The following is a 17887-nucleotide window of genomic DNA, read 5'->3' as shown; positions in this document are numbered from 1 at the left end:
GCTAAATGAGCAATACCCAAAAGTGAGGGCACACGAGCCCATTTAGCGGCAGGGACAAATGTCCCTTGCAACCCCCTAAAGCTACGAAAAACATGTTTTTCGAGAATTTCAAGGTATTTTATGCTCTTTTTTTAAAAAAGTACATAAAGTCAACAACTAAGAACATTTTACAGATATAACTCCAAAGATAATTTCAATAAACTATCTCTTCTCCTAGATAGTTTTACAAAAGAGGTATTTACCGGTACCTCTTTTTTCTCCTTCTCTTTTAGGGCTTCTCGCCCTTTATAAATCAAGTTTAAATTTGCTACAATAATCCTATCTATTTTAAGGATTTTCAACATGAAAAAAATTTTATATACACTTACCTGCACGGCTGTTTTAGCTTCAAGTGTGATGGCTGATTTTACGAGAGTCGAAATGGGTGCGGGTGCGTGGATGCAAACCCCAAAAGGCACTGCAACTTACACTGAGAGCGGTGCAAACGGTCTTTATACTTCAAGCGAAAAAGAAGAAACTTCTCCTTATATTTGGGCAGCTATCAAACATCCCATTCCTGTTTTGCCAAATCTTAGGCTAGAGTATGTAAGTTTAAAAGATAGCGGCAGGGCAAGCGGTCAGTTCAAAGATTTTACCATCACTTCGGCTTCTACTACGCTCTCTTACGATATGAAACAGTATGACATCATCCCGTACTATAACATTCTTGACAACACCGCTTGGATTACCCTTGATTTGGGTCTTGATATCAAAATCATTAACGCATCTTACAGAGCTGCTCCCTCAGCTCCATTTGCAGGATATAGCGACAGCGTAATTTTTCCTATCCCTTTACTGTATGCAAGAGCAAGAGTTCAGATTCCATCAACGGATATCGGTCTTGAAGCGGATATAAAGTATATCTCAACGGGCAATTCTACGGTTTATGATGCAAGAGCAAAAGTTGATTATACACTAGGTTTCTTCCCTGTTATCAAGCCTGCCGTAGAGATTGGTTACAGAGTTCAAAAGATAGATATCAACGAAGATAGTATTGATGCAAAACTAGACATAGACTTTTCAGGTGTTTATGCGGGTCTAATGTTTCGCTTTTAACTAATCCATCCATTTTTGAGGGTCGTAACCGTCGGTCGGTCGCACGACTCTCTCTTTTGGCAACTCTTTTACCATTGTTATAACTTCCAAGCCATCAACAGGGCTTTTGCTCAAAGAGTTTTCAACTTCTACAAACCCATGCTTTTTAAAAAAACCGACACTTTTTTCGTTATTTAAAACACTCACACTCATTCTCTCAAAAAGCGCTCCGGCTTCTAAGAAGAGCTGCTCTAGCATCGCAGAGCCGATACCCATTCCCCTAAACTCGGGTTTTACACCGATGGTCAGAATCGGAGGTTGATCCTCTTTTAGAAGTCGTATCCAAGCAGCACCTGCGATTTTATGTTCACTCAAAGCATAAAGCCCAAGATCTTTTGAGGACAGTCCGTAAAATCTACAGTAGATGTCTAGCTCAGCAAAATCTTGAACTTTTTTACCCGTCTCATCAAGTCGGTAGGCATAGTGAAGCATATCGGTTGCGATTTTTTGCTCCGAAGATCTTAGAAAATATAGTGTTGGTTTCATTGTTTTTTATATCAGACTTAGTCCGACTTTTCCTTTTTCTTCATCTATTGAGATAACCTCGATTTGAGGCAGATATTGGTTTAGCGAAAGAACTTCAAGCGGATGAGAAATTTTTTTTGCACTCATTTTTGATATATGAATCATCCCGTCATTTTTCAGTCCAATGTCCACAAATGCGCCAAAATCTGCAATATTTCTGACAACGCCTGAGACAAAACTACCGACACTTAGCATTTTAATATCCGTTATGCCGTCCTTAAACGGAATCGGGGGCAACTCTTCTCTAGGGTCAAAACCAGGTTTTAAAAGCTCTTTTATGATATCTTTAAGTGTTTCTTCTCCAACGCTTAGCTCTTTTGCTTTTTCTTTAACATCAACAGTTGCCAAGTCAAGAGCAAGAAGTTTTTTTGCAACTTCATAACTCTCGGGGTGAATTCCGCTGTTGTCAAAACTATTTTTAGAGTTCTTTATACGAATAAATCCGACAGCCTGTTCATAAGCTTTTTTGCCCAAACCTTTTACTTTTAAAAGTTGCTCTTTTGTTTTAAATGCCCCATTCTCTTCTCTAAAAGCGATGATATTTTGAGCCACTTTTGCGCCTACGCCTGCGACATAAGAGAGAAGTGAAGCTGAGGCTGAGTTTATATCTACACCCACTCGGTTAACCAAATCTTGCGTAACATCGGTCAGTTTTTTCTCTAAAAGTTTTTGGTCTACATCGTGTTGATACTGCCCGATACCCAAAGATTTCGGGTCTATTTTAACAAGCGCCGCCATAGGGTCTTGCAGCCTTTGTGCTATGGAGATAGCCCCTCTTATAGTTACATCAAGATTTGGATACTCCTGCGAAGCTATCTTTGAAGCGGAGTAAACGGATGCTCCGGCTTCTGAGACAACCGTATAGTTTAGCTTCGCGCCCTCTTCTTTATTGATGCGGGCAAAAAACTCTTGAGTCTCGCGTGAGCCTGTTCCGTTTCCGATAGCCACACCCGTGATCTTATACTTGTTTGTTAGTGTTAGCACTTTGTTTTTAGAGTTTTCATAATCCCTTTGAGGCTCTGTCGGGTAGATTACGCACGACTCAAGGTAGTTGCCGTTTTCATCTATAACAGCCAGTTTGCACCCCGTTCTAAAAGCGGGGTCAACTCCTAAAATAACTCTCTTTGTAACAGGCGGAGTCATTAAAAGCTGATTTAGGTTTTTGCCAAAAACAGATATTGCCGCGATATCGGCTCTCTCTTTTAACTCGGCATGGACTTCTCTCTCAAGCGATGGAAGCAAAAGCCGTTTTAGCCCATCTTTGTATGCTTCAAAAAGCAGCTCTTTTGAACTTGAAGCATTGCGAGGGATTTTGTACTCTTTGATGTTTGCCTCTAGGCGCTCTATATCTATGGTTATCTTTACGGATAGCTCTTTTTCGTTAACTGCGCGCATAACGGCAAGGTAGCGGTGAGACGGAATGTAAGCAACTTTTTCGCTTTTACCGACAAAGTTTTTAAACACTCCGTTCTCGTCAAAATTCTTTGTTTTTTTAACCTCTAAAACACCGTGGCGAAGCATATTGCCTCTAATTGCTTCTCGCTCGCGAGGCAAATCTGCATATCTCTCTGCTAAAATATCTTGCGCGCCTTGCACTGCTTCATCTACGGATCCAACACTACCCTTTACAAACTCTTTTGCTTTTGATTTAAACTCATCAACACTCAAAACAGCTTTTTCTAACATGTTAGCAAGAGGTGTTAGTCCGTTTTCTATGGCAGTTGAGGCACGGGAGTTTTTCTTCTCTTTGTATGGACGGTAAATATCCTCTAAAGCACGCAAACTATCAGCCTCATCTATGCTCTTTTTTATAGCCTCGCTCAAAGTCGCTCTCTCGGCGATTAGCCTTGAGACTTCCTCTTTTTTCTCTAAGAGTTTTTTGGCACTGACATATACAGTCTCAAACTCACGAAGCACTTCATCATCCGCACCGCCTGTCATCTCTTTGCGGTAACGGGCTATAAAAGGGATAGTCGAACCCTCATCAAGAAGTTTTAAAATATTTTCTACATGCTCTCGTTTAAGAGCCGTTTTTTTGATTAATAAATTTACTAAGGTGTTAATATCTTTTTCCCACACATTCTATAAAATCTTTTTCGCTCAAATCTTCTATAAGAATTTTAAAATTTTTAAGTGCAAATAGTTTTAAGTCTTCACCTTTTAGGGCTTTTAGCTCATTTGAAAAACCGCCCTTTGAGACAATGGCATAGATATCGGGTGTAAGCTCTGCCGCCTCACACTGCTCTTTTAATTTTGTAAATTCACTTTTTTTTGCTTTTTGGTTGGAGTATTTGCAAGAGGCGGCAATGATTTTGCCCGAAGAAGTTTTTGCCAAAATGTCGATTTGCGTATTTCTATCCCAATAACTTCCTATCTCTACGATAGTGTCATCTTTAAAGCTTTTTTTCATAACTTCTTGGGAGAGTTTTTTAAAAGTAAGCTCGTAAAACTCACTTTTACGGTTTGCAAACTGCTCTTTTGCCTCTTTAAAATCACCCTCTTTGATACTTTTAAAATATGGCGAGATAAAAGCAAACCAAAAACGCATAAAAGGCGTGTTGAAGTTTAGTTTATCATCAATTTTTTCATCCGAGTCAGGCGGAGACTCTAACGAGAATTCCCGTTTGAGGAGATTTTTGCTACAAAGCGTGTCAATGGCGTGTTCACCTTCAGCCCTTGAGATTCTAGCTCTCTTTAGTGCGGAGTGAACTCTTCCGTCTCCCGCTGCAACGGCACTTAGGAGTGAATGGCTCACCTTATCGCTCTGCGTAATCTTTGTAATATCCCCATGAATGTAGGTGTAATTTTTCAAAACCTTACTCTCAATCAACTCCTCAAGCGGTTTGCTCATATCAACACTCCAGCTCATTCCTCCAAAAACAGAAAAATACTCAATAGAGCGTTCCAAATCTTGCGGCTTATTTTGAAAACAAAAAGAGCGAAACTGCTGTAATAGTGAGGGATGTTTTGCCATAAGAAAGCCTTTGGTTGATTTTTGAAATTATACTTGAATTATGCGTAAAAAAATGGCAACAACTTGACTTTACTACACCACTGGCATAATTAATACCGATAAATGTATCAAAAAATGATATATTTAGTTTATGAAATTTTATTATAGAGTGATTTTAAAAATACTTTCATATCTTTAAAGAAAGGATTATCGTGTCCGCACTTAACAAAAACATAGTTGCTCTTGGCGCTAACAGCTTTTTTACAGACTTTTCAACCGAGATGATTCTTCCGCTTCTGCCTATTTTTCTTGATCGTTTTCTTCACGCTACTAAGGGTGAGATAGGGTTTATTGAAGGAGTTGCGGAGCTTGGTGTTGCACTTTTGATTGCGCTTAGCGGTTTTTACTCGGACAGACTTGGAAAACGAAAAGGGCTTACCGTATTTGGATATGGACTCTCAAACCTCATCAAACCTTTTGCTTTTTTTGCCCAAAGTGCTGCGATGATTGCAACTATTCGCATAGCAGACAGAGTAGGAAAGGGTATCCGCTCCGCTCCGCGCGATGCGCTTATCAGCCACTCGACCCCCAAAGAGGTCAGCGGTTTTGTCTTTGGTTTTCACAAAATGATGGACAGTGCAGGAGCCGTTGCGGGAAGCTTGAGCGCTTTTGGGCTGTTGTACTATCTGGGGGAGAGTGAAGCTTCATTTCGCACGGTATTTGCGTTAAGCCTCATTCCGGGCGTTATTTCTCTGATTATTCTTGTTCTTTTTGTTACCGACACTCCTTTTGCTCCGGCTCCTATAAGCAGATTTCGACCGTCTGCTCTTAGCTCGCCTTTTTATTGGCTGGTTGGATTTCAGAGTCTCTTTAGCCTTTTTGCAATGAACTACTCGTTTATGATTTTAAAAGCATCAGATAACGGCATGGCGCTTGCGATGATACCGCTTGCATACACATTTTACAATCTTATTTTATCCATATTTGCTATACCGATTGGGAAAATGGCGGATAAGTACGGAAAAGCAACGCTACTATCGGCGGTTTATGCGGCATTTGGTTTAGGTGCATTAGCAATGGCTTCAGGAGGTGTTTTAGGAGCGTGGCTTGGGTTTGGGATTTACGGTTTTTTTGCAGGGGGTTTCAATGCGCTCGCAAAAGCAGTCATATCCGACACGACACCGACTGAACTAAAGGCGACAGCTTACGGCGTTTACTATACTGCCGTTGGAGTGAGTACATTTATTTCACTTGTTCTTAGCGGTTGGCTGTGGGACAGATACGGTGCTAGCCTACCGTTCTTCATCGCCTCGCTCTTTGCAATAACATTGGCACTGCTTCTGTTCTTGTTTAGAAAGAAGTTTGAGCTGAGAATAAAAAATGATATACTTTAAATATGATTAATTTATCACTTAACAAGCAGCTTGATATTATCGTGCCAAACACTAACAAAGCGTTAGCGTTAGTTTTAAAAGAGGCATCTCCTAGCGAGATTGAGACGATTTCAAAAGACAAAGACCTCAAGTCCATACTAAGCTCTCTACTTCAAGGCAGTGCGCAGAGTTCACAGGGAGATAAAACTCTTTTAGAACTTGCAAAAAATAACCCTACGCTTAAAGATCTCGGAAATGTCACTAGTACCGTAAAAGATTTGCTAAACACTCTAAAATCCGAGAAAAATCCTCTTCCCATTGAGACGACGCTAAAAAATTTTCTTATAGATATTAAAGAGCTTAGTGAGCCTCTTTTAAAAGAGAAAATTCAAAATTCGGGTGTTTTTTTAGAATCAAAACTCAAAAATGTGCAAAATCCACAAGTAGAGTTAAAAAATTTGCTGGTATCTCTTGAGAAAAATATTGCAAAAATCGATACGCCTAATGCAAAATTATTGAGCCAAAATATCAAAGAACTGCTAGCAAATCCGATTTTAAGAGATGCTTCAAATACGGCACTTCTGCAAACCCCAAAAGATGATTCGGCGGCTCTAAAGGAGCTGGCAAAAGGGGTTGAGAGAGTTTTATCGAAAGTTGAAGAGACACTGCAACAAACTACAAAAACATCAAAAGCTGAGGCTATTTTTTTAAAAGAGACGGCTACAATCACATCTAAATTGGCTCCGTTTAAAAATCCACAAAAGCTAGCAACGCATGAGAGCGTCAAAGAGATTTTATCTGAGGATTTGAAGTCGATTTTGCTAAAAGCGGGTGAAGAAATTGCCAACTCTTCACATCCAAATCAGGGTGAATTGTTAAAACTTGTAGATAAATTATCTCTTCAAATAGATTACTATCAACTGCTTTCGCATCTCTCAAACTCATCGTCTCTCTATCTGCCTTTTTCTTGGGATAGCCTTGAAGAGGGAAATATCAACATTAAAAAAGACAAAGAGGATAGGTTTTATTGCGATATCGACCTAAAACTAAAAGAGTACGGAGAGTTAAAACTAAAATTGGCTCTTTATGAAGAAAATCAAATCAACATTCACATCTACTCGGATAACAGTGAATTTAAAAATATTGTAAAAGAAAATATCTCTCTTCTTCGCTCAGCTCTTATAGAGTCGCAAATCACGCCAAAAGAAATACGCATTTTTGATACACTCAAAAAAAATTCACCCTATGAGAGCAGTTATAATCATATTGATTTGGGATTTGAGGTAAAAGCATGAAAAAAGCCGTTGCTCTTAGATATGACAAAGATAAAGAAAATGCTCCCAGAGTTGTTGCAAAGGGGCAGGGAAACACCGCTGAAAACATCATAAAAATAGCCGAGCTTCACAACTTACCTATAAGAAAAGATGAAGACCTCATCGAACTTCTCTCAAAAGTAGAGTTGGACAAAGAAGTTCCGCAAGCACTCTACAAAGCAGTTGCGGAAGTATTTAGCTTTATATACAAGATAACAAAAAAAGAGGTGAGTTAATTATACTCCGGCATAGTTGTTATATCTACACCCAACTCTTTTAGTTTGTAGCCTATCTCGACAACTCTATTTTTATATTTTTCGCTTTCCATAAAGCCCTCAAATGTACCAATCTCTTTTAGTTGAACTTTTACCGCTATTGTGTCTATTTGGGTGAGTGCTTTTTGCAGCTCCTCTTCTAAATCCTCGATTGTTTCTTCCATAAATTCTCCTTTTTTTGCAAATTTTTAATGTATTTTAACATAACGAGGAAAATAGCTATAATTACATATATAATTTAGAGGACAAAAGATGGGCGGCACAAAAAGAGCAAATATAAAAAGCGGTATGAATGTGGCGATTGTACTCAAAGAAGATCAGGCAAGCGGACGACTTACACATGGAATAGTCCGCGACATTTTAACCTCATCTGCAACGCATCCTCACGGCATTAAAGTCCGCCTTATGAATCGTGAAGTCGGACGAGTAAAGGAAATATACTAATGAATAAAAAAGATTTTTCAAACCTTCCTCTTAGCAAAGAGATGCTTCATAACCTAAATGAGATAGGTTATAAAGAGATGACACCGATTCAAGAGGAGAGCTTGCCGTTTATACTTGAGGGCAGAGATGTAATCGCTCAGGCAAAAACAGGAAGCGGTAAAACAGCCGCATTTGGCATAGGTCTGCTTCATAAACTCCAAGTTAAAAAGTTCAGAGTCCAGTCACTCATACTCTGCCCGACTCGTGAACTTGCAGATCAGGTGGCAAAAGAGCTGAGAATGCTTGCTAGATTTTCACACAACATAAAGATTTTAACTCTATGCGGCGGAACTGCTTTTGGTCCGCAACTCGGCTCGCTTCGCCACGGTGCGCACATCATAGTAGGTACTCCGGGGCGGATTTTAAAACACCTCAAAAAAGAGACACTATCTCTTGAAGATGTCGATATGCTCGTGCTTGACGAAGCGGACAGAATGTTAGATATGGGTTTTAGCGAAGAGATAAACGAGGTTTTGGGCTTTGTTCCAAAGACGAGACAAACGCTTCTTTTCTCTGCAACTTATACGGATGAGATAATGGGTATCAGCGCTTCTATACAAAAAGATGCTCTAAATGTAAAAACAACCTCAACAGAAGTTGCCAACAAGATAACAGAGCGTTTCTACGAGGTGCAAAACTCTCAAAAATTAAAAACTGTTATAAATATTTTGAGCAATTTTAAACCTGAAAATGTTATAGTTTTTGCTAACACAAAAGCGGAAGTTGCGGAGATTGCAGATACTTTGCAAAAAAATAGGATTGATGCACTCGCTATTCACGGCGATTTGGAGCAGTATGAGAGAAACGATGTGTTAGTCCAGTTTGCTAACAAAAGTTGCCCCGTGTTAGTGGCAACCGATGTTGCAGCACGCGGGCTTGACATAAAAGAGCTATCCATGGTTATAAACTATGACCTGCCTCACTCTGAAGAGACCTACACTCACCGCATAGGCAGAACTGCAAGAGCCGGCATGGAAGGTTTGGCGTTTACTCTTATAAGTCCGTATGAAGCGGACAAAGCTGATGAGTACAAAAACGAGAGCCGTCTTTTTGAAGATCCCGAGTCTTTAAAAGTTGTAAACGGTTTTGAGATGAAACCGCAAAATATCACGCTGGTTATTGAGGGCGGTAAAAAAGATAAAGTCCGTGCAGGAGATTTACTTGGTGCATTAACCGGTGAAGCAGGACTAAGCGGAAGTTCTATCGGGAAGATAGATATCTACGACAAACAGAGCTATGTAGCCATCGAAGCCCGTAAAATAGATGAGGCTCACGAGAAGCTAAAAAACGGAAAAATCAAAGGGAAGAAGTTTTCGGTTTGGATTCTTTAAAATATCTGCTACATTACTCGGAAGCTACAAAAAAACAGGTGTTAGAGCTGATAAAACAAGATAAATTAGCCCAGCACCTTAAAAACAGATATCCAAATTTGCATACCGTAAAAACAGACAAAGCGCTTTTTACCTATGTAAATGAACTAAAAAACTCTCATATGAAAAATGCGCCGACTTTAAGCAAAGTTCTTTATGACGGCAAAATAAATGTTATTCACAATGCTTTAGGCACTCACCATTTTATCTCAAGAGTCCAAGGCTCAAAGCTCAAAAGCAAAAATGAGATTCGCATAGCTTCAATGTTTAAAAGCGTGCCGCAAGAATTTTTAGAGATGATAGTCGTGCATGAGTTGGCGCACTTTAGAGAAAAAGAGCATAACAAAGCATTTTACAATCTCTGCCTATATATGCAACCCTCTTATCATCAGGTAGAGTTTGATTTGAGGCTCTATATGACACAAATGGATATAAAAGGCAAGATAGATGAGTGGAATCAAAGTTGCTGAGTATTTAAAATTAAAATCATATAGGAGCGCTTCATGAGAGAAGATGTTAGCTTAGCCATTATTCAAAGTGTCGTAGATTCTCAAAAAGATTTGATTATTATTTTTTATAATGATGAGCCTATTTTGGTAAACGGAGCTTTTAAAGAATTTTTTTCAGTTTCATCTTTGGAGCAGTATAAATCGGAATTTGGCTCGTTTGTTAGCAATTTTGTTCCGCACCCATCTTACTTTCATGCGGATAAAATCAATGGCAGCAGCAGTTGGTTTGATACTGTCTTGGAACTGCCGGAGATTGAGAGAGTTGTGAGCATGATGACGCCAAACTATGAACCGCACGCTTTTTCCGTTGGAATCAATAAAATAGAAGAGTATATTATTGTCGTGTTTACGGACATAACACAAACTTTGATTAAACGCATTATGATTGAAAACCGTGCAAACATTGATGCAAAAAGCGGTGCCTATGCCAGAAATTACTTTTTGCAAATAGCGCAAAGCTACCAAGATGCAGCCGTTTTCAATGAAAAGATAATGAGTGCCGTTTTAATTCAAGTGAGTAAAAAAGACGGTTCTAACCTTAGAGATGATGAGAGTGCTCTAAAGGCTTTGGCGACTCGTTTTAAAAGCATTACCCGCCAAGATGATATGCTTATTCGCTGGAGTGACGATACTTTTTTACTTATCTATCTTGTCGATACCGTAAAAAATGCACAAATCATGCTAAAAAAACTGGATGCTATTTCCAAAAGCGCGGAGATTAAAGGGGTAGAGTACGACTTTACTCTAATCGTTCAAAATGACGGCGAAAGCATAAAAACATTTATAAAAAGGGTCGGGAGCTAAAACACTCTCGCCACTCTTGACGCTTATTCTCACTCACAGCAAAGCGCGCAGGCGTAGGTAAAAATCTAAATTTTATGCTGTTTTTATCACAAAAATCTTTGATTTTATATATCTCGGTTTTTATATTTTCTACACTTTTATCAAATGATTTTCTCGTAAAATAGACCTCTTTTGTCTTGCCTTTTTTCAAAATCTCTAAAATATTGTCCGTGTTGTACTCCTTGACATCTTTTAGTTTGTCATCGCCGTAGTTGCAGATATCGGCTTCATTTAGATTAACCAAAAGTATCAAATCGCTTAGCTCGATGTCGTATGTTTCTAAAAACTCTTTTTGTTTTTGTACATTACCCTTGAAGCTCTCTTTGCCAAACATGGAGGGAAGCAGATCCCAAAAATGGTTTTGAGCTCTGCCGTAAAAAAATTCTGCTTTATTGCAAGGCACATCGGGGTTGAATGTGCCGATGATAAGTATCTTTTTACCTACAAGCGGATAAGAGTTTAAAAATTTGTGGTTGACTAGCATATGAATAAGCTCTTTTTCTATCATTGGTATACTCAAACATAACTAAATTTATCTAAAGATATTATCTATAATAAGTATTAACAAAAAATATTGCATTTTGTCATAAACAACTTAGTTCTTTCTATACCCTCTATTACTCACCCCGCGTCCTGCATAGTTTTTCTTAAAACATGCCTGACAAATGCCGTAGGGCGAGTTTGGCGGGAGCGGTGCGGCGCACATTCTGCATTTTGTTGCAAGTTGACCCTGTTGAAGCGAATTTTCTATAAATTTGTTTAAAATCCCTCTTGATGCTCTTGCTCTTTGCGCATCTACAAAGTAGTCGCCAAATCTATAACTTAGCCATAGATAGAGCGAAATCTCTTTTACCATATCTTCTGCGCGGAGCAGTTCATCGGTTGTTTGTGCATAGCTTCCCATAAGCGGCGGAGTTGTATATGTTACGGGCATTTTTTTCTCCAACGCCATCAAGTAACTCTCATAAGCTGCAGTGATATATGGAGATTTTAGGGTCAGCGGCGCACATGCCAGATGATACTTTGTAGTTAAATCCAAATCATAACCGTCAACTAAAATAGATGCCTCTAGCATATCATCTAAGTTTGTTGCCACAAACGGACCGTCAAATTCCATATTTTTTACGAAAAACTTTAAAATCTCATGCAGCGACTTCTCTTCTAGTATGCTTCCCACAAGCTTGATGTGATCGAGGTTTGCCATCACTTTAAAAGGGATAGTTATAGTTTTTGCCTCTTTGTGAAAATTCTTTTTTATTATGCTCAAAACATCAGCGCTTAAAGCGCCGACATATCCGTTTTCATGCAAACCGTATCTTCCCGCACGACCCGAAATCTGATGAATTTCACTCGGCAGCAGGCTTCTGTCGTTTACACCGTCAAACTTCTCGGCTTTTGAGAAGAGTATGGTTTTGATGGGCATATTTAACCCCATTGCGATTGCATCGGTAGCAACCAAAATCTGTGTCTCGCCGCTTCTAAATCTTCTAGCCTCTTCGCGTCTGACCTCAGGAGAGAGATTTCCGTAAACAACGCTAACGCTGAAATATTTGGAGAATGTTTGTTTTAATTTTAAAACATCTTTTCTGGTAAAAGCAATGATTGCCGTACTCTCTTCTACATCTTTTTCATGCACAGGAGATTCCAAAAGGGTAAGCGGATTTTTTCTCTCAAACTCTATTATCTCCAGCTCTTCGCCCAAATATGCGGCAAGTGCGACAATAGCCTCTTTTGCGTTCGGTGAACCGGTCATTATAATTTCTTTTGCGGGTGCGCCTATGATAGCGTTTGCCCACGCCCAACCGCGGTCACGGTCGTCTAGCATTTGAACTTCATCGATTACGCAGACATCTACATCGACATCAAAATTTACCATCTCGATAGTCGAACTTATGTGAGTTGCATCTTCATCTAAAATCTGCTCTTCACCCGTAATCAAAGATGCGTTTATACCGCTATCCCTTAAATCCTCATAGCCCTCTAACGCCAAGAGTCTAAGCGGTGCCAGATAGTACCCAGTATCCGCACTTTTTAGCTTTTGCATAGCCTGATATGTTTTTCCGCTGTTTGTCGGTCCTATGTGAAGAGTGAGCTTTCTTCTCATATCTCTTGCAAGCGGAAAAAGGTTTTTAAAATCTCTTATGGTTCGAGCAAGTAAGGTATATCTCTGCTTTTTAACTATCTCATCTTGGATAGAGTGTATAAATCTTTTAACGGTTTTTCGTGCAATTTTCGGCGAGATATTTAGTGATGTCGGCAACAGTTCAAGCAATACTTCATAAACTTTAGCATACAGTGCCTCACGGCTTAGATGAAGCAGCGCCGCATAAGAGCCGCACTCTTCAACCAAAGATGCCAAATCACTTAAAAACTGCTCTTCATGCTCTTGTTTGGATTCGTTTATCACTTGGCTAAAATCAAGTTTGTTACTCTTCCAAATATCCTCAAGGAGCGAGTTTAGCTCAATATGCAGTTCTAAAGTGTAAGGCTGCTCTTTGTTTATATAGGGAAGTTTACAGCTCTGCTCAAAAGCAATCAAAAGCTCCTCATCATGAAGCTCAAGTTCAATCTCGCCAAGCTCTTTGGAGAGAATGCCCAAAAGAATACTCTCTTTTAAAAGCGGATATGAAACCTTTGTTTTTGGCGGCGTTGCACGAATCGCACTTACTAACTCTTTTTGGGTTAGATACGGATGAGGATCTGATAGATTTTTTATAAAACTCTCTATCTCCTGCTGTTTTTTCTCCGTAACACGCTCTTTTTCTTCCAATATCTCTTTTATAAGCAACTCTTCATCACCGCTTTGCAGGTAGTCATACTCATACGCTTTTGTATTTAGCGTGAGTATCTTATGAAAATTTTGCCCGTAAAGAACATAATGAAGAGAGGCGTTAAACTCTAAAGAGTCGTCAATGTCAAAAACGCCGTCAACTCTCTTTTGAATCCGCTCTTTTTTTAGGTTGTATCGAATGTGACGAAGCTTAGACTCCATCTTCTCGATGGTGATTTTTTTGCTTCTTACATCCGCAAACGCTTCATGAAGCAATACAGCCTCTTCGTGGCTAACATCCAACTCGCCTATAAGCATATCTATCTTATCTTCTCTATCTGGATTTGACTCTTTTGGAGTCGTAGATTTGTAGATTTTGCCCTCATGCGCAAAAAACTTTAAAATGTCTGCGCGAAAATCATTATCCGCCTCACTCCACATCATTCTTGCCGTTTTTACAAGCATATCTTTGCTTTGGTCGATATCGTATATGCCAAGAGTCGTAAAAAGCTCGCTTAGTGTCTGCGAACTGACCCTCGCAACCCCTACATCAAACGGGTCATCGTCAAAATAGTGTTTTATTTTTTGGTTTATTTTTGAATTTTTCTTATTTTTCTTTGCCATATATTATTGTAACCAAAAGGATTTAACAAAGAACATATTTAAAAATAATTCCAATTGGAATGACCCCATTAAACAAACAATTCTTTTATATCCAAAAATATGTTACAATTGCGTATAATATTACGGAATATATCAAGGGGAATTAAGCTATGGTAACTTATGCAACAAATGAATTAATACCATCATCAGAGTTTGCGAAAAAATTTGGAAGTTATTTATCTCAAATCAAAGATAGCACTATGGATAAGTTTGCAATACTTAAAAACAATAAAGTTGAAGCTGTTTTAATCTCAAAAGATGAGTATGAAAGAATGAGTGAGGCTTTAGAACTGCTTGAGCATCAAGAAATCTATAATATAGTCAAAGAAAGAACTTCCAAGCCATACAAAACTATTTCACTTGAAGAAATGGCAAAATCTTTTAATATAGATTTAGACAAGTTAAACTAATATGTATGCTATCGAGTTTCATGAAGATGTTAGCAAGGATTTAAAGGAATTGGGGAATAGCACTACAGCTCTTGTATTTAAGAAGCTATTGAAAATAGCTCAAAATCCACTCGTAGGTAATGACCTTGGAAATAAAGCCAATAATAATCTTGCAGGACTAAGAAAAGTCTATGTTGACAATAAACGAGTACGAATAGTCTATAAAATAATTGAAGACAAAATAGAAGTGTTTGTTATAGCTGTAGGCAAAAGAGATAGTATGGAAGTTTATAAAAAAGCAGCTAATAGAATTTAAGAACAAATCTTTATCAGATGAGGCATACATTTGCTAGTCAAATGCTAATGAATAATGAAGACATACTTTGGACTTCTCAAATGTTAGGGCACAAAAACTGCACAGTAAATTTTTAAAAGATTAAAAATGCTTATTCTAGAGGATTGATTTTAAGGTGGTGGACAGTGAGGGATTTGAACCCTCGGTAACTTTCGCTACGGCCGCGTTCCAGGCGACTAGATTAAACCACTCTCCCAACTGTCCATTGTGGAAGTGCAATTTTACACTTCCAAGGCTTAATCTAAGTAATACTTTTGTAAAAGTAGGTTTAAAGTGTTATTTTGATACAATCAAATCTTTATGATAAAATTTATTTATACTTTCTACAAGGCGGCAAAATTATGGTATATGATTTTTCAAAATTATTTAAAGATGCAGAAAATATCTTAGAAGAGTTTATAGATAAGTATACTACCTATTGTCTTCTAAGCAAAGATGATGATGAAAATTCACGATTGCATGTGTCATACTATAAAAATATTATTAAAACTATCTGCGCTAGATTTGAAGAGGAACAACTGCTAGAGCAGTTTGAACTTCTTGCAAAACATCAAATCTCTTCAGATGCGCACTATATTGTCATAGCAAATGAGATAAACAACCTAAAAAATGTTTTAATAAATAAAATTGATAAAAATTCCATAAACTCAAACTTTGCAGATCTATTTCAACTGTTTAACAATATTTACAACAAAGTAGCGTCTGTATATCTGCAAGAGTATGCAAGCAATCTAAAATTGACAAATAATGTCCGCATATCCTCACTCTCAGATTTAATGGAAAAAAATATTTTAGCTCACTATGAATCTCACTTAGTCTGGCTCTCAAACCTTGCGGATTGTATCAATAATAAAAATGTCGATAATTTTCCGGAGTTAGACTCAACAATGTGTAATTTTGGGACATGGCTGCATGATGATGGGAAAAGAATTATTCAAAACAATTCAAAATATAACACTATCGTAAATATGCACAACACTCTACATCTTTTTGCCAAAAAAATTCGCTCAAACATCTCCACGCAAGAAGATCGCGTAATTATCACCTATCTTGAAAAGTGTGAGATGTTATCTTTGAGTATCGGAACCGAACTTGCACTAATCGATAATATTTTGATGAATAACAAAGTTATAAAAGACCCTCTGACAAATGCACTAAACAGACATAGCTTAAAAAATATATTTAAAAATCAGTACGAACTATCTATGGCTACAAGCAACCCGTTTATCCTTGCTATGTGCGATTTGGATGATTTTAAAACCATAAACGACACTTACGGACATCTTTTTGGGGATAGAGTTTTAGTCCATTTTGTTGAAATCGTGAAAAAAAATATTCGTAACTCCGATATCATAATTAGATACGGCGGGGAAGAGTTCGTCATCATGCTTCCTGCTATCGGTAAAGACAGAGGCTTGGCAGTTTTAGAAAAAATCCGCAAAGATTTTTATGATAACTTTTTAGAGATTGACAACAAAGCCGTTCAACATAGTGTAAGTATCGGTTTTGTGGAGGTTACACCGCAAATTCACTATAAACAGCACTTTTTAGACGACTATATCGGTGCGGCTGATCAAAAACTCTACTCTGCTAAACATAACGGCAGAAACAGGATAGAGCACTGTTAATATAGCGTTACATTAAATCACTATAGTCATACTTTTGAACATCTATATAGTACTTTTTGCCTATCGTTATGATTCTGGAATCATCTTTGGCTTTCTCTTGAAATTTCTCTTTTATCTTTGAGATTTTTTTCTTTGAAAAATCTCCGCTCTTTAGATATTTATTTAAAGATATCAGCCTTCTATTTTCTAAAGATTCTTCATCGGTTTTTTCTTCTATTTCTGCTTCAAAAAGCTCATCTTGAGTATCATTTTTTGTACTGTTTAACATGAATTTCGAAGAGATTGCGTTGATTATATTTTTTAACTGCTCATCTTTTTCTTTATAAATTTTCTCAATCTTTATTCTCTCTTCTATAAGCATACGCTCTTTTTGATCTCTTAGAGTTCTTGTTTCGCCCTCAAGAGTTTCTACTTTTTGCTGAAGTTTTACATTCTGTTCTTCTAAAAATTTATAATATCTCTCATCCGTCTGGTTGGGTAATTTTTTATTATCCATTTTTCTCGATACCGTTTGAGCGCTCTTTTCATCGTCGACGATAACAAGCTTTACGCCGTTTTCAACCACGCTCTGCAGGGAGCCTCTTCTGATACGGTTATGAATCGCCTCTCTTGATACGCCTAGTTGCTCTGCGGCATCGGAAATAGATAGTTTTGGCATAAAATATCCCCTTATCTCATATTTTCAAAAACTAAAGGCGCTTCCCACTCCATAGAGCGAATCTTAGCGATTACGGTTTGTAAATCATCTATCTTTGCCCCTTTTACTCTTATAGAGTCACCCTCTATTTGTGCTGTTACTTTGAGTTTTAGGTTTTTTATCTCTGCGACTATTTTCTTAGCCTCTTTTGAATCGATATAATCAACAATTTTAAAAGTTACTTTTCTATTGTTACCGCTGGCATTTTCTGTTTTTTGCTCTTCTAAAACTTTTGAAGAGAGATTTTGTTTTAAGAGTTTTGTTATAACAATATCTTTTAGAGCGTCAAGTTTGTTATCGCTTGATGCTACTAACACTAACTGTTTCTCTTTCTCTTTAAAGTCAACTTCATAAGTCGTACCCTTAAAATCGTAACGGTTAGCAACTTCTTTATCCACAGAATTTATAGCATTTTTAAAATTTTGCATATCTATCTTTGCACTTATATCAAATGAGTACTCTTTTGCCATTTTTTAAACCTTTTGTAAAATAGTTATAAATTATAACATAAAACGATGTTAGTTCTTTCGCATGAATGCGAAAAGCTTTAGGGGGTTGTAGGGACTTTAGTCCATGCCACTGAAACGGACGCGTTCGTTTCAGTGTG

At 37.9% G+C, this 17887-nt stretch carries 20 protein-coding genes and 1 tRNA gene; 11 read left to right on the top strand and 10 right to left on the bottom strand.

The genetic code is table 11. From position 1 onward, the window contains the following. Positions 1 to 167: 167 nt before the first annotated feature. Complete coding sequence (locus PHQ93_RS05160; RefSeq protein ID WP_299941749.1) at positions 168 to 344, bottom strand: hypothetical protein; 177 nt, start codon at positions 342 to 344, stop codon at positions 168 to 170. Between PHQ93_RS05160 and PHQ93_RS05155 the strand changes: the two genes are divergently transcribed. Further along, a complete protein-coding gene (locus PHQ93_RS05155) occupies positions 343 to 1095 on the top strand; it encodes a TIGR04219 family outer membrane beta-barrel protein (protein ID WP_299941746.1) in 753 nt (250 codons plus the stop codon). The genes PHQ93_RS05160 and PHQ93_RS05155 overlap by 2 nt on opposite strands. Here the strand turns inward: PHQ93_RS05155 and PHQ93_RS05150 are convergent, their stop codons facing one another. The 3 genes from PHQ93_RS05150 to PHQ93_RS05140 are packed head-to-tail and all read right to left on the bottom strand — an operon-like array spanning position 1096 to position 4633. Further along, positions 1096 to 1620, bottom strand: a complete 525-nt coding sequence (locus PHQ93_RS05150) for a GNAT family N-acetyltransferase (protein ID WP_299941743.1) — start codon at positions 1618 to 1620, stop codon at positions 1096 to 1098. It abuts the gene before it with no gap. A gap of 6 nt (positions 1621 to 1626) precedes the next feature. Continuing rightward, entirely contained in the window at positions 1627 to 3723 is a 2097-nt protein-coding gene (locus PHQ93_RS05145) for a Tex-like N-terminal domain-containing protein (protein ID WP_299942073.1), read from the bottom strand. Continuing rightward, positions 3719 to 4633 (bottom strand): DUF234 domain-containing protein, encoded by a 915-nt coding sequence (locus PHQ93_RS05140; protein WP_299941740.1) that lies wholly within the window; start codon positions 4631 to 4633, stop codon positions 3719 to 3721. The genes PHQ93_RS05145 and PHQ93_RS05140 overlap by 5 nt, the downstream gene beginning before the upstream one ends. A 191-nt stretch (positions 4634 to 4824) precedes the next feature. Here PHQ93_RS05140 and PHQ93_RS05135 point away from each other — a divergent pair, with 191 nt between their 5' ends. Genes PHQ93_RS05135 through PHQ93_RS05125 form a run of 3 tightly spaced genes read left to right on the top strand, consistent with a single transcriptional unit; the run spans position 4825 to position 7534 of the window. Then, positions 4825 to 6006 carry an MFS transporter gene (locus PHQ93_RS05135; RefSeq protein ID WP_299941737.1) on the top strand — a complete coding sequence of 394 codons (1182 nt, stop codon included), beginning with the start codon at positions 4825 to 4827 and terminating at the stop codon, positions 6004 to 6006. A 2-nt stretch (positions 6007 to 6008) separates the two neighbouring features. Beyond that, positions 6009 to 7280, top strand: a complete 1272-nt coding sequence (locus PHQ93_RS05130) for a flagellar hook-length control protein FliK (protein WP_299941734.1) — start codon at positions 6009 to 6011, stop codon at positions 7278 to 7280. Continuing rightward, complete coding sequence (locus PHQ93_RS05125; RefSeq protein WP_299915027.1) at positions 7277 to 7534, top strand: EscU/YscU/HrcU family type III secretion system export apparatus switch protein; 258 nt, start codon at positions 7277 to 7279, stop codon at positions 7532 to 7534. The genes PHQ93_RS05130 and PHQ93_RS05125 overlap by 4 nt, the downstream gene beginning before the upstream one ends. Here PHQ93_RS05125 and PHQ93_RS05120 read toward each other — a convergent pair. Then, entirely contained in the window at positions 7531 to 7737 is a 207-nt protein-coding gene (locus PHQ93_RS05120) for a hypothetical protein (protein WP_299941731.1), read from the bottom strand. The two genes, PHQ93_RS05125 and PHQ93_RS05120, sit on opposite strands and share 4 nt — an antisense overlap. 88 nt (positions 7738 to 7825) lie before the next feature. Here PHQ93_RS05120 and PHQ93_RS05115 point away from each other — a divergent pair, with 88 nt between their 5' ends. The 4 genes from PHQ93_RS05115 to PHQ93_RS05100 are packed head-to-tail and all read left to right on the top strand — an operon-like array spanning position 7826 to position 10739. Further along, positions 7826 to 8017, top strand: coding sequence for a YwbE family protein (locus PHQ93_RS05115; RefSeq protein ID WP_299941728.1), 192 nt, complete (start codon positions 7826 to 7828; stop codon positions 8015 to 8017). Beyond that, entirely contained in the window at positions 8017 to 9387 is a 1371-nt protein-coding gene (gene dbpA / locus PHQ93_RS05110) for an ATP-dependent RNA helicase DbpA (protein ID WP_299941724.1), read from the top strand. Before PHQ93_RS05115 ends, dbpA begins: the two co-directional genes overlap by 1 nt. Beyond that, positions 9375 to 9896 (top strand): YgjP-like metallopeptidase domain-containing protein, encoded by a 522-nt coding sequence (locus PHQ93_RS05105; RefSeq protein ID WP_299941721.1) that lies wholly within the window; start codon positions 9375 to 9377, stop codon positions 9894 to 9896. Before dbpA ends, PHQ93_RS05105 begins: the two co-directional genes overlap by 13 nt. A 33-nt stretch (positions 9897 to 9929) precedes the next feature. Continuing rightward, complete coding sequence (locus tag PHQ93_RS05100; protein ID WP_299941718.1) at positions 9930 to 10739, top strand: hypothetical protein; 810 nt, start codon at positions 9930 to 9932, stop codon at positions 10737 to 10739. Here the strand turns inward: PHQ93_RS05100 and PHQ93_RS05095 are convergent. Then, positions 10717 to 11286 (bottom strand): hypothetical protein, encoded by a 570-nt coding sequence (locus PHQ93_RS05095; protein ID WP_299941715.1) that lies wholly within the window; start codon positions 11284 to 11286, stop codon positions 10717 to 10719. The two genes, PHQ93_RS05100 and PHQ93_RS05095, sit on opposite strands and share 23 nt — an antisense overlap. 87 nt (positions 11287 to 11373) lie before the next feature. Then, complete coding sequence (locus PHQ93_RS05090) at positions 11374 to 14172, bottom strand: SUV3 C-terminal domain-containing protein (RefSeq protein WP_299941712.1); 2799 nt, start codon at positions 14170 to 14172, stop codon at positions 11374 to 11376. A gap of 149 nt (positions 14173 to 14321) precedes the next feature. Here PHQ93_RS05090 and PHQ93_RS05085 point away from each other — a divergent pair, with 149 nt between their 5' ends. Together PHQ93_RS05085 and PHQ93_RS05080 are read left to right on the top strand one after the other, a co-directional pair. Next, the gene (locus PHQ93_RS05085; RefSeq protein WP_299941709.1) at positions 14322 to 14621 is read left to right on the top strand and encodes a type II toxin-antitoxin system Phd/YefM family antitoxin; all 300 of its coding nucleotides are present in this window, start codon (positions 14322 to 14324) and stop codon (positions 14619 to 14621) included. A 1-nt stretch (position 14622) separates the two neighbouring features. After that, complete coding sequence (locus tag PHQ93_RS05080) at positions 14623 to 14916, top strand: type II toxin-antitoxin system RelE/ParE family toxin (protein WP_299941706.1); 294 nt, start codon at positions 14623 to 14625, stop codon at positions 14914 to 14916. Between the two features lie 155 nt (positions 14917 to 15071). Here PHQ93_RS05080 and PHQ93_RS05075 read toward each other — a convergent pair. Further along, positions 15072 to 15159: transfer RNA gene (locus tag PHQ93_RS05075), tRNA-Ser, on the bottom strand. A 137-nt stretch (positions 15160 to 15296) separates the two neighbouring features. Between PHQ93_RS05075 and PHQ93_RS05070 the strand changes: the two genes are divergently transcribed. Further along, the gene (locus PHQ93_RS05070) at positions 15297 to 16583 is read left to right on the top strand and encodes a sensor domain-containing diguanylate cyclase (protein WP_299941704.1); all 1287 of its coding nucleotides are present in this window, start codon (positions 15297 to 15299) and stop codon (positions 16581 to 16583) included. Positions 16584 to 16590: 7 nt separating this feature from the next. On the opposite strand, the gene PHQ93_RS05065 is transcribed toward PHQ93_RS05070, so the two are convergent. Then, positions 16591 to 17241: an AsnC family protein gene (locus PHQ93_RS05065; RefSeq protein ID WP_299941701.1), complete on the bottom strand. Its 651-nt coding sequence runs from the start codon at positions 17239 to 17241 to the stop codon at positions 16591 to 16593. Positions 17242 to 17252: 11 nt separating this feature from the next. Then, positions 17253 to 17750 (bottom strand): YajQ family cyclic di-GMP-binding protein, encoded by a 498-nt coding sequence (locus PHQ93_RS05060; protein ID WP_299941698.1) that lies wholly within the window; start codon positions 17748 to 17750, stop codon positions 17253 to 17255. Positions 17751 to 17887: the final 137 nt, after the last annotated feature.

The organism is Sulfurimonas sp. (assembly GCF_028714975.1).
Taxonomy (GTDB): domain Bacteria; phylum Campylobacterota; class Campylobacteria; order Campylobacterales; family Sulfurimonadaceae; genus Sulfurimonas.
The sequence above is the reverse complement of the archived record's forward strand: the minus strand, read 5'-3'. Positions and strand labels throughout refer to the sequence as shown.

Bases quoted from the DNA above. Each gene is read 5' to 3' on its own strand.
- PHQ93_RS05155 (WP_299941746.1), top strand. From the start codon at position 343: ATGAAAAAAATTTTATATACACTTACCTGCACGGCTGTTTTAGCTTCA.
- PHQ93_RS05160 (WP_299941749.1), bottom strand. From the start codon at position 344: ATGTTGAAAATCCTTAAAATAGATAGGATTATTGTAGCAAATTTAAAC.
- PHQ93_RS05150 (WP_299941743.1), bottom strand. From the start codon at position 1,620: ATGAAACCAACACTATATTTTCTAAGATCTTCGGAGCAAAAAATCGCA.
- PHQ93_RS05140 (WP_299941740.1), bottom strand. From the start codon at position 4,633: ATGGCAAAACATCCCTCACTATTACAGCAGTTTCGCTCTTTTTGTTTT.
- PHQ93_RS05130 (WP_299941734.1), top strand. From the start codon at position 6,009: ATGATTAATTTATCACTTAACAAGCAGCTTGATATTATCGTGCCAAAC.
- PHQ93_RS05125 (WP_299915027.1), top strand. From the start codon at position 7,277: ATGAAAAAAGCCGTTGCTCTTAGATATGACAAAGATAAAGAAAATGCT.
- PHQ93_RS05120 (WP_299941731.1), bottom strand. From the start codon at position 7,737: ATGGAAGAAACAATCGAGGATTTAGAAGAGGAGCTGCAAAAAGCACTC.
- PHQ93_RS05115 (WP_299941728.1), top strand. From the start codon at position 7,826: ATGGGCGGCACAAAAAGAGCAAATATAAAAAGCGGTATGAATGTGGCG.
- dbpA (WP_299941724.1), top strand. From the start codon at position 8,017: ATGAATAAAAAAGATTTTTCAAACCTTCCTCTTAGCAAAGAGATGCTT.
- PHQ93_RS05100 (WP_299941718.1), top strand. From the start codon at position 9,930: ATGAGAGAAGATGTTAGCTTAGCCATTATTCAAAGTGTCGTAGATTCT.
- PHQ93_RS05095 (WP_299941715.1), bottom strand. From the start codon at position 11,286: ATGATAGAAAAAGAGCTTATTCATATGCTAGTCAACCACAAATTTTTA.
- PHQ93_RS05090 (WP_299941712.1), bottom strand. From the start codon at position 14,172: ATGGCAAAGAAAAATAAGAAAAATTCAAAAATAAACCAAAAAATAAAA.
- PHQ93_RS05085 (WP_299941709.1), top strand. From the start codon at position 14,322: ATGGTAACTTATGCAACAAATGAATTAATACCATCATCAGAGTTTGCG.
- PHQ93_RS05080 (WP_299941706.1), top strand. From the start codon at position 14,623: ATGTATGCTATCGAGTTTCATGAAGATGTTAGCAAGGATTTAAAGGAA.
- PHQ93_RS05070 (WP_299941704.1), top strand. From the start codon at position 15,297: ATGGTATATGATTTTTCAAAATTATTTAAAGATGCAGAAAATATCTTA.
- PHQ93_RS05065 (WP_299941701.1), bottom strand. From the start codon at position 17,241: ATGCCAAAACTATCTATTTCCGATGCCGCAGAGCAACTAGGCGTATCA.
- PHQ93_RS05060 (WP_299941698.1), bottom strand. From the start codon at position 17,750: ATGGCAAAAGAGTACTCATTTGATATAAGTGCAAAGATAGATATGCAA.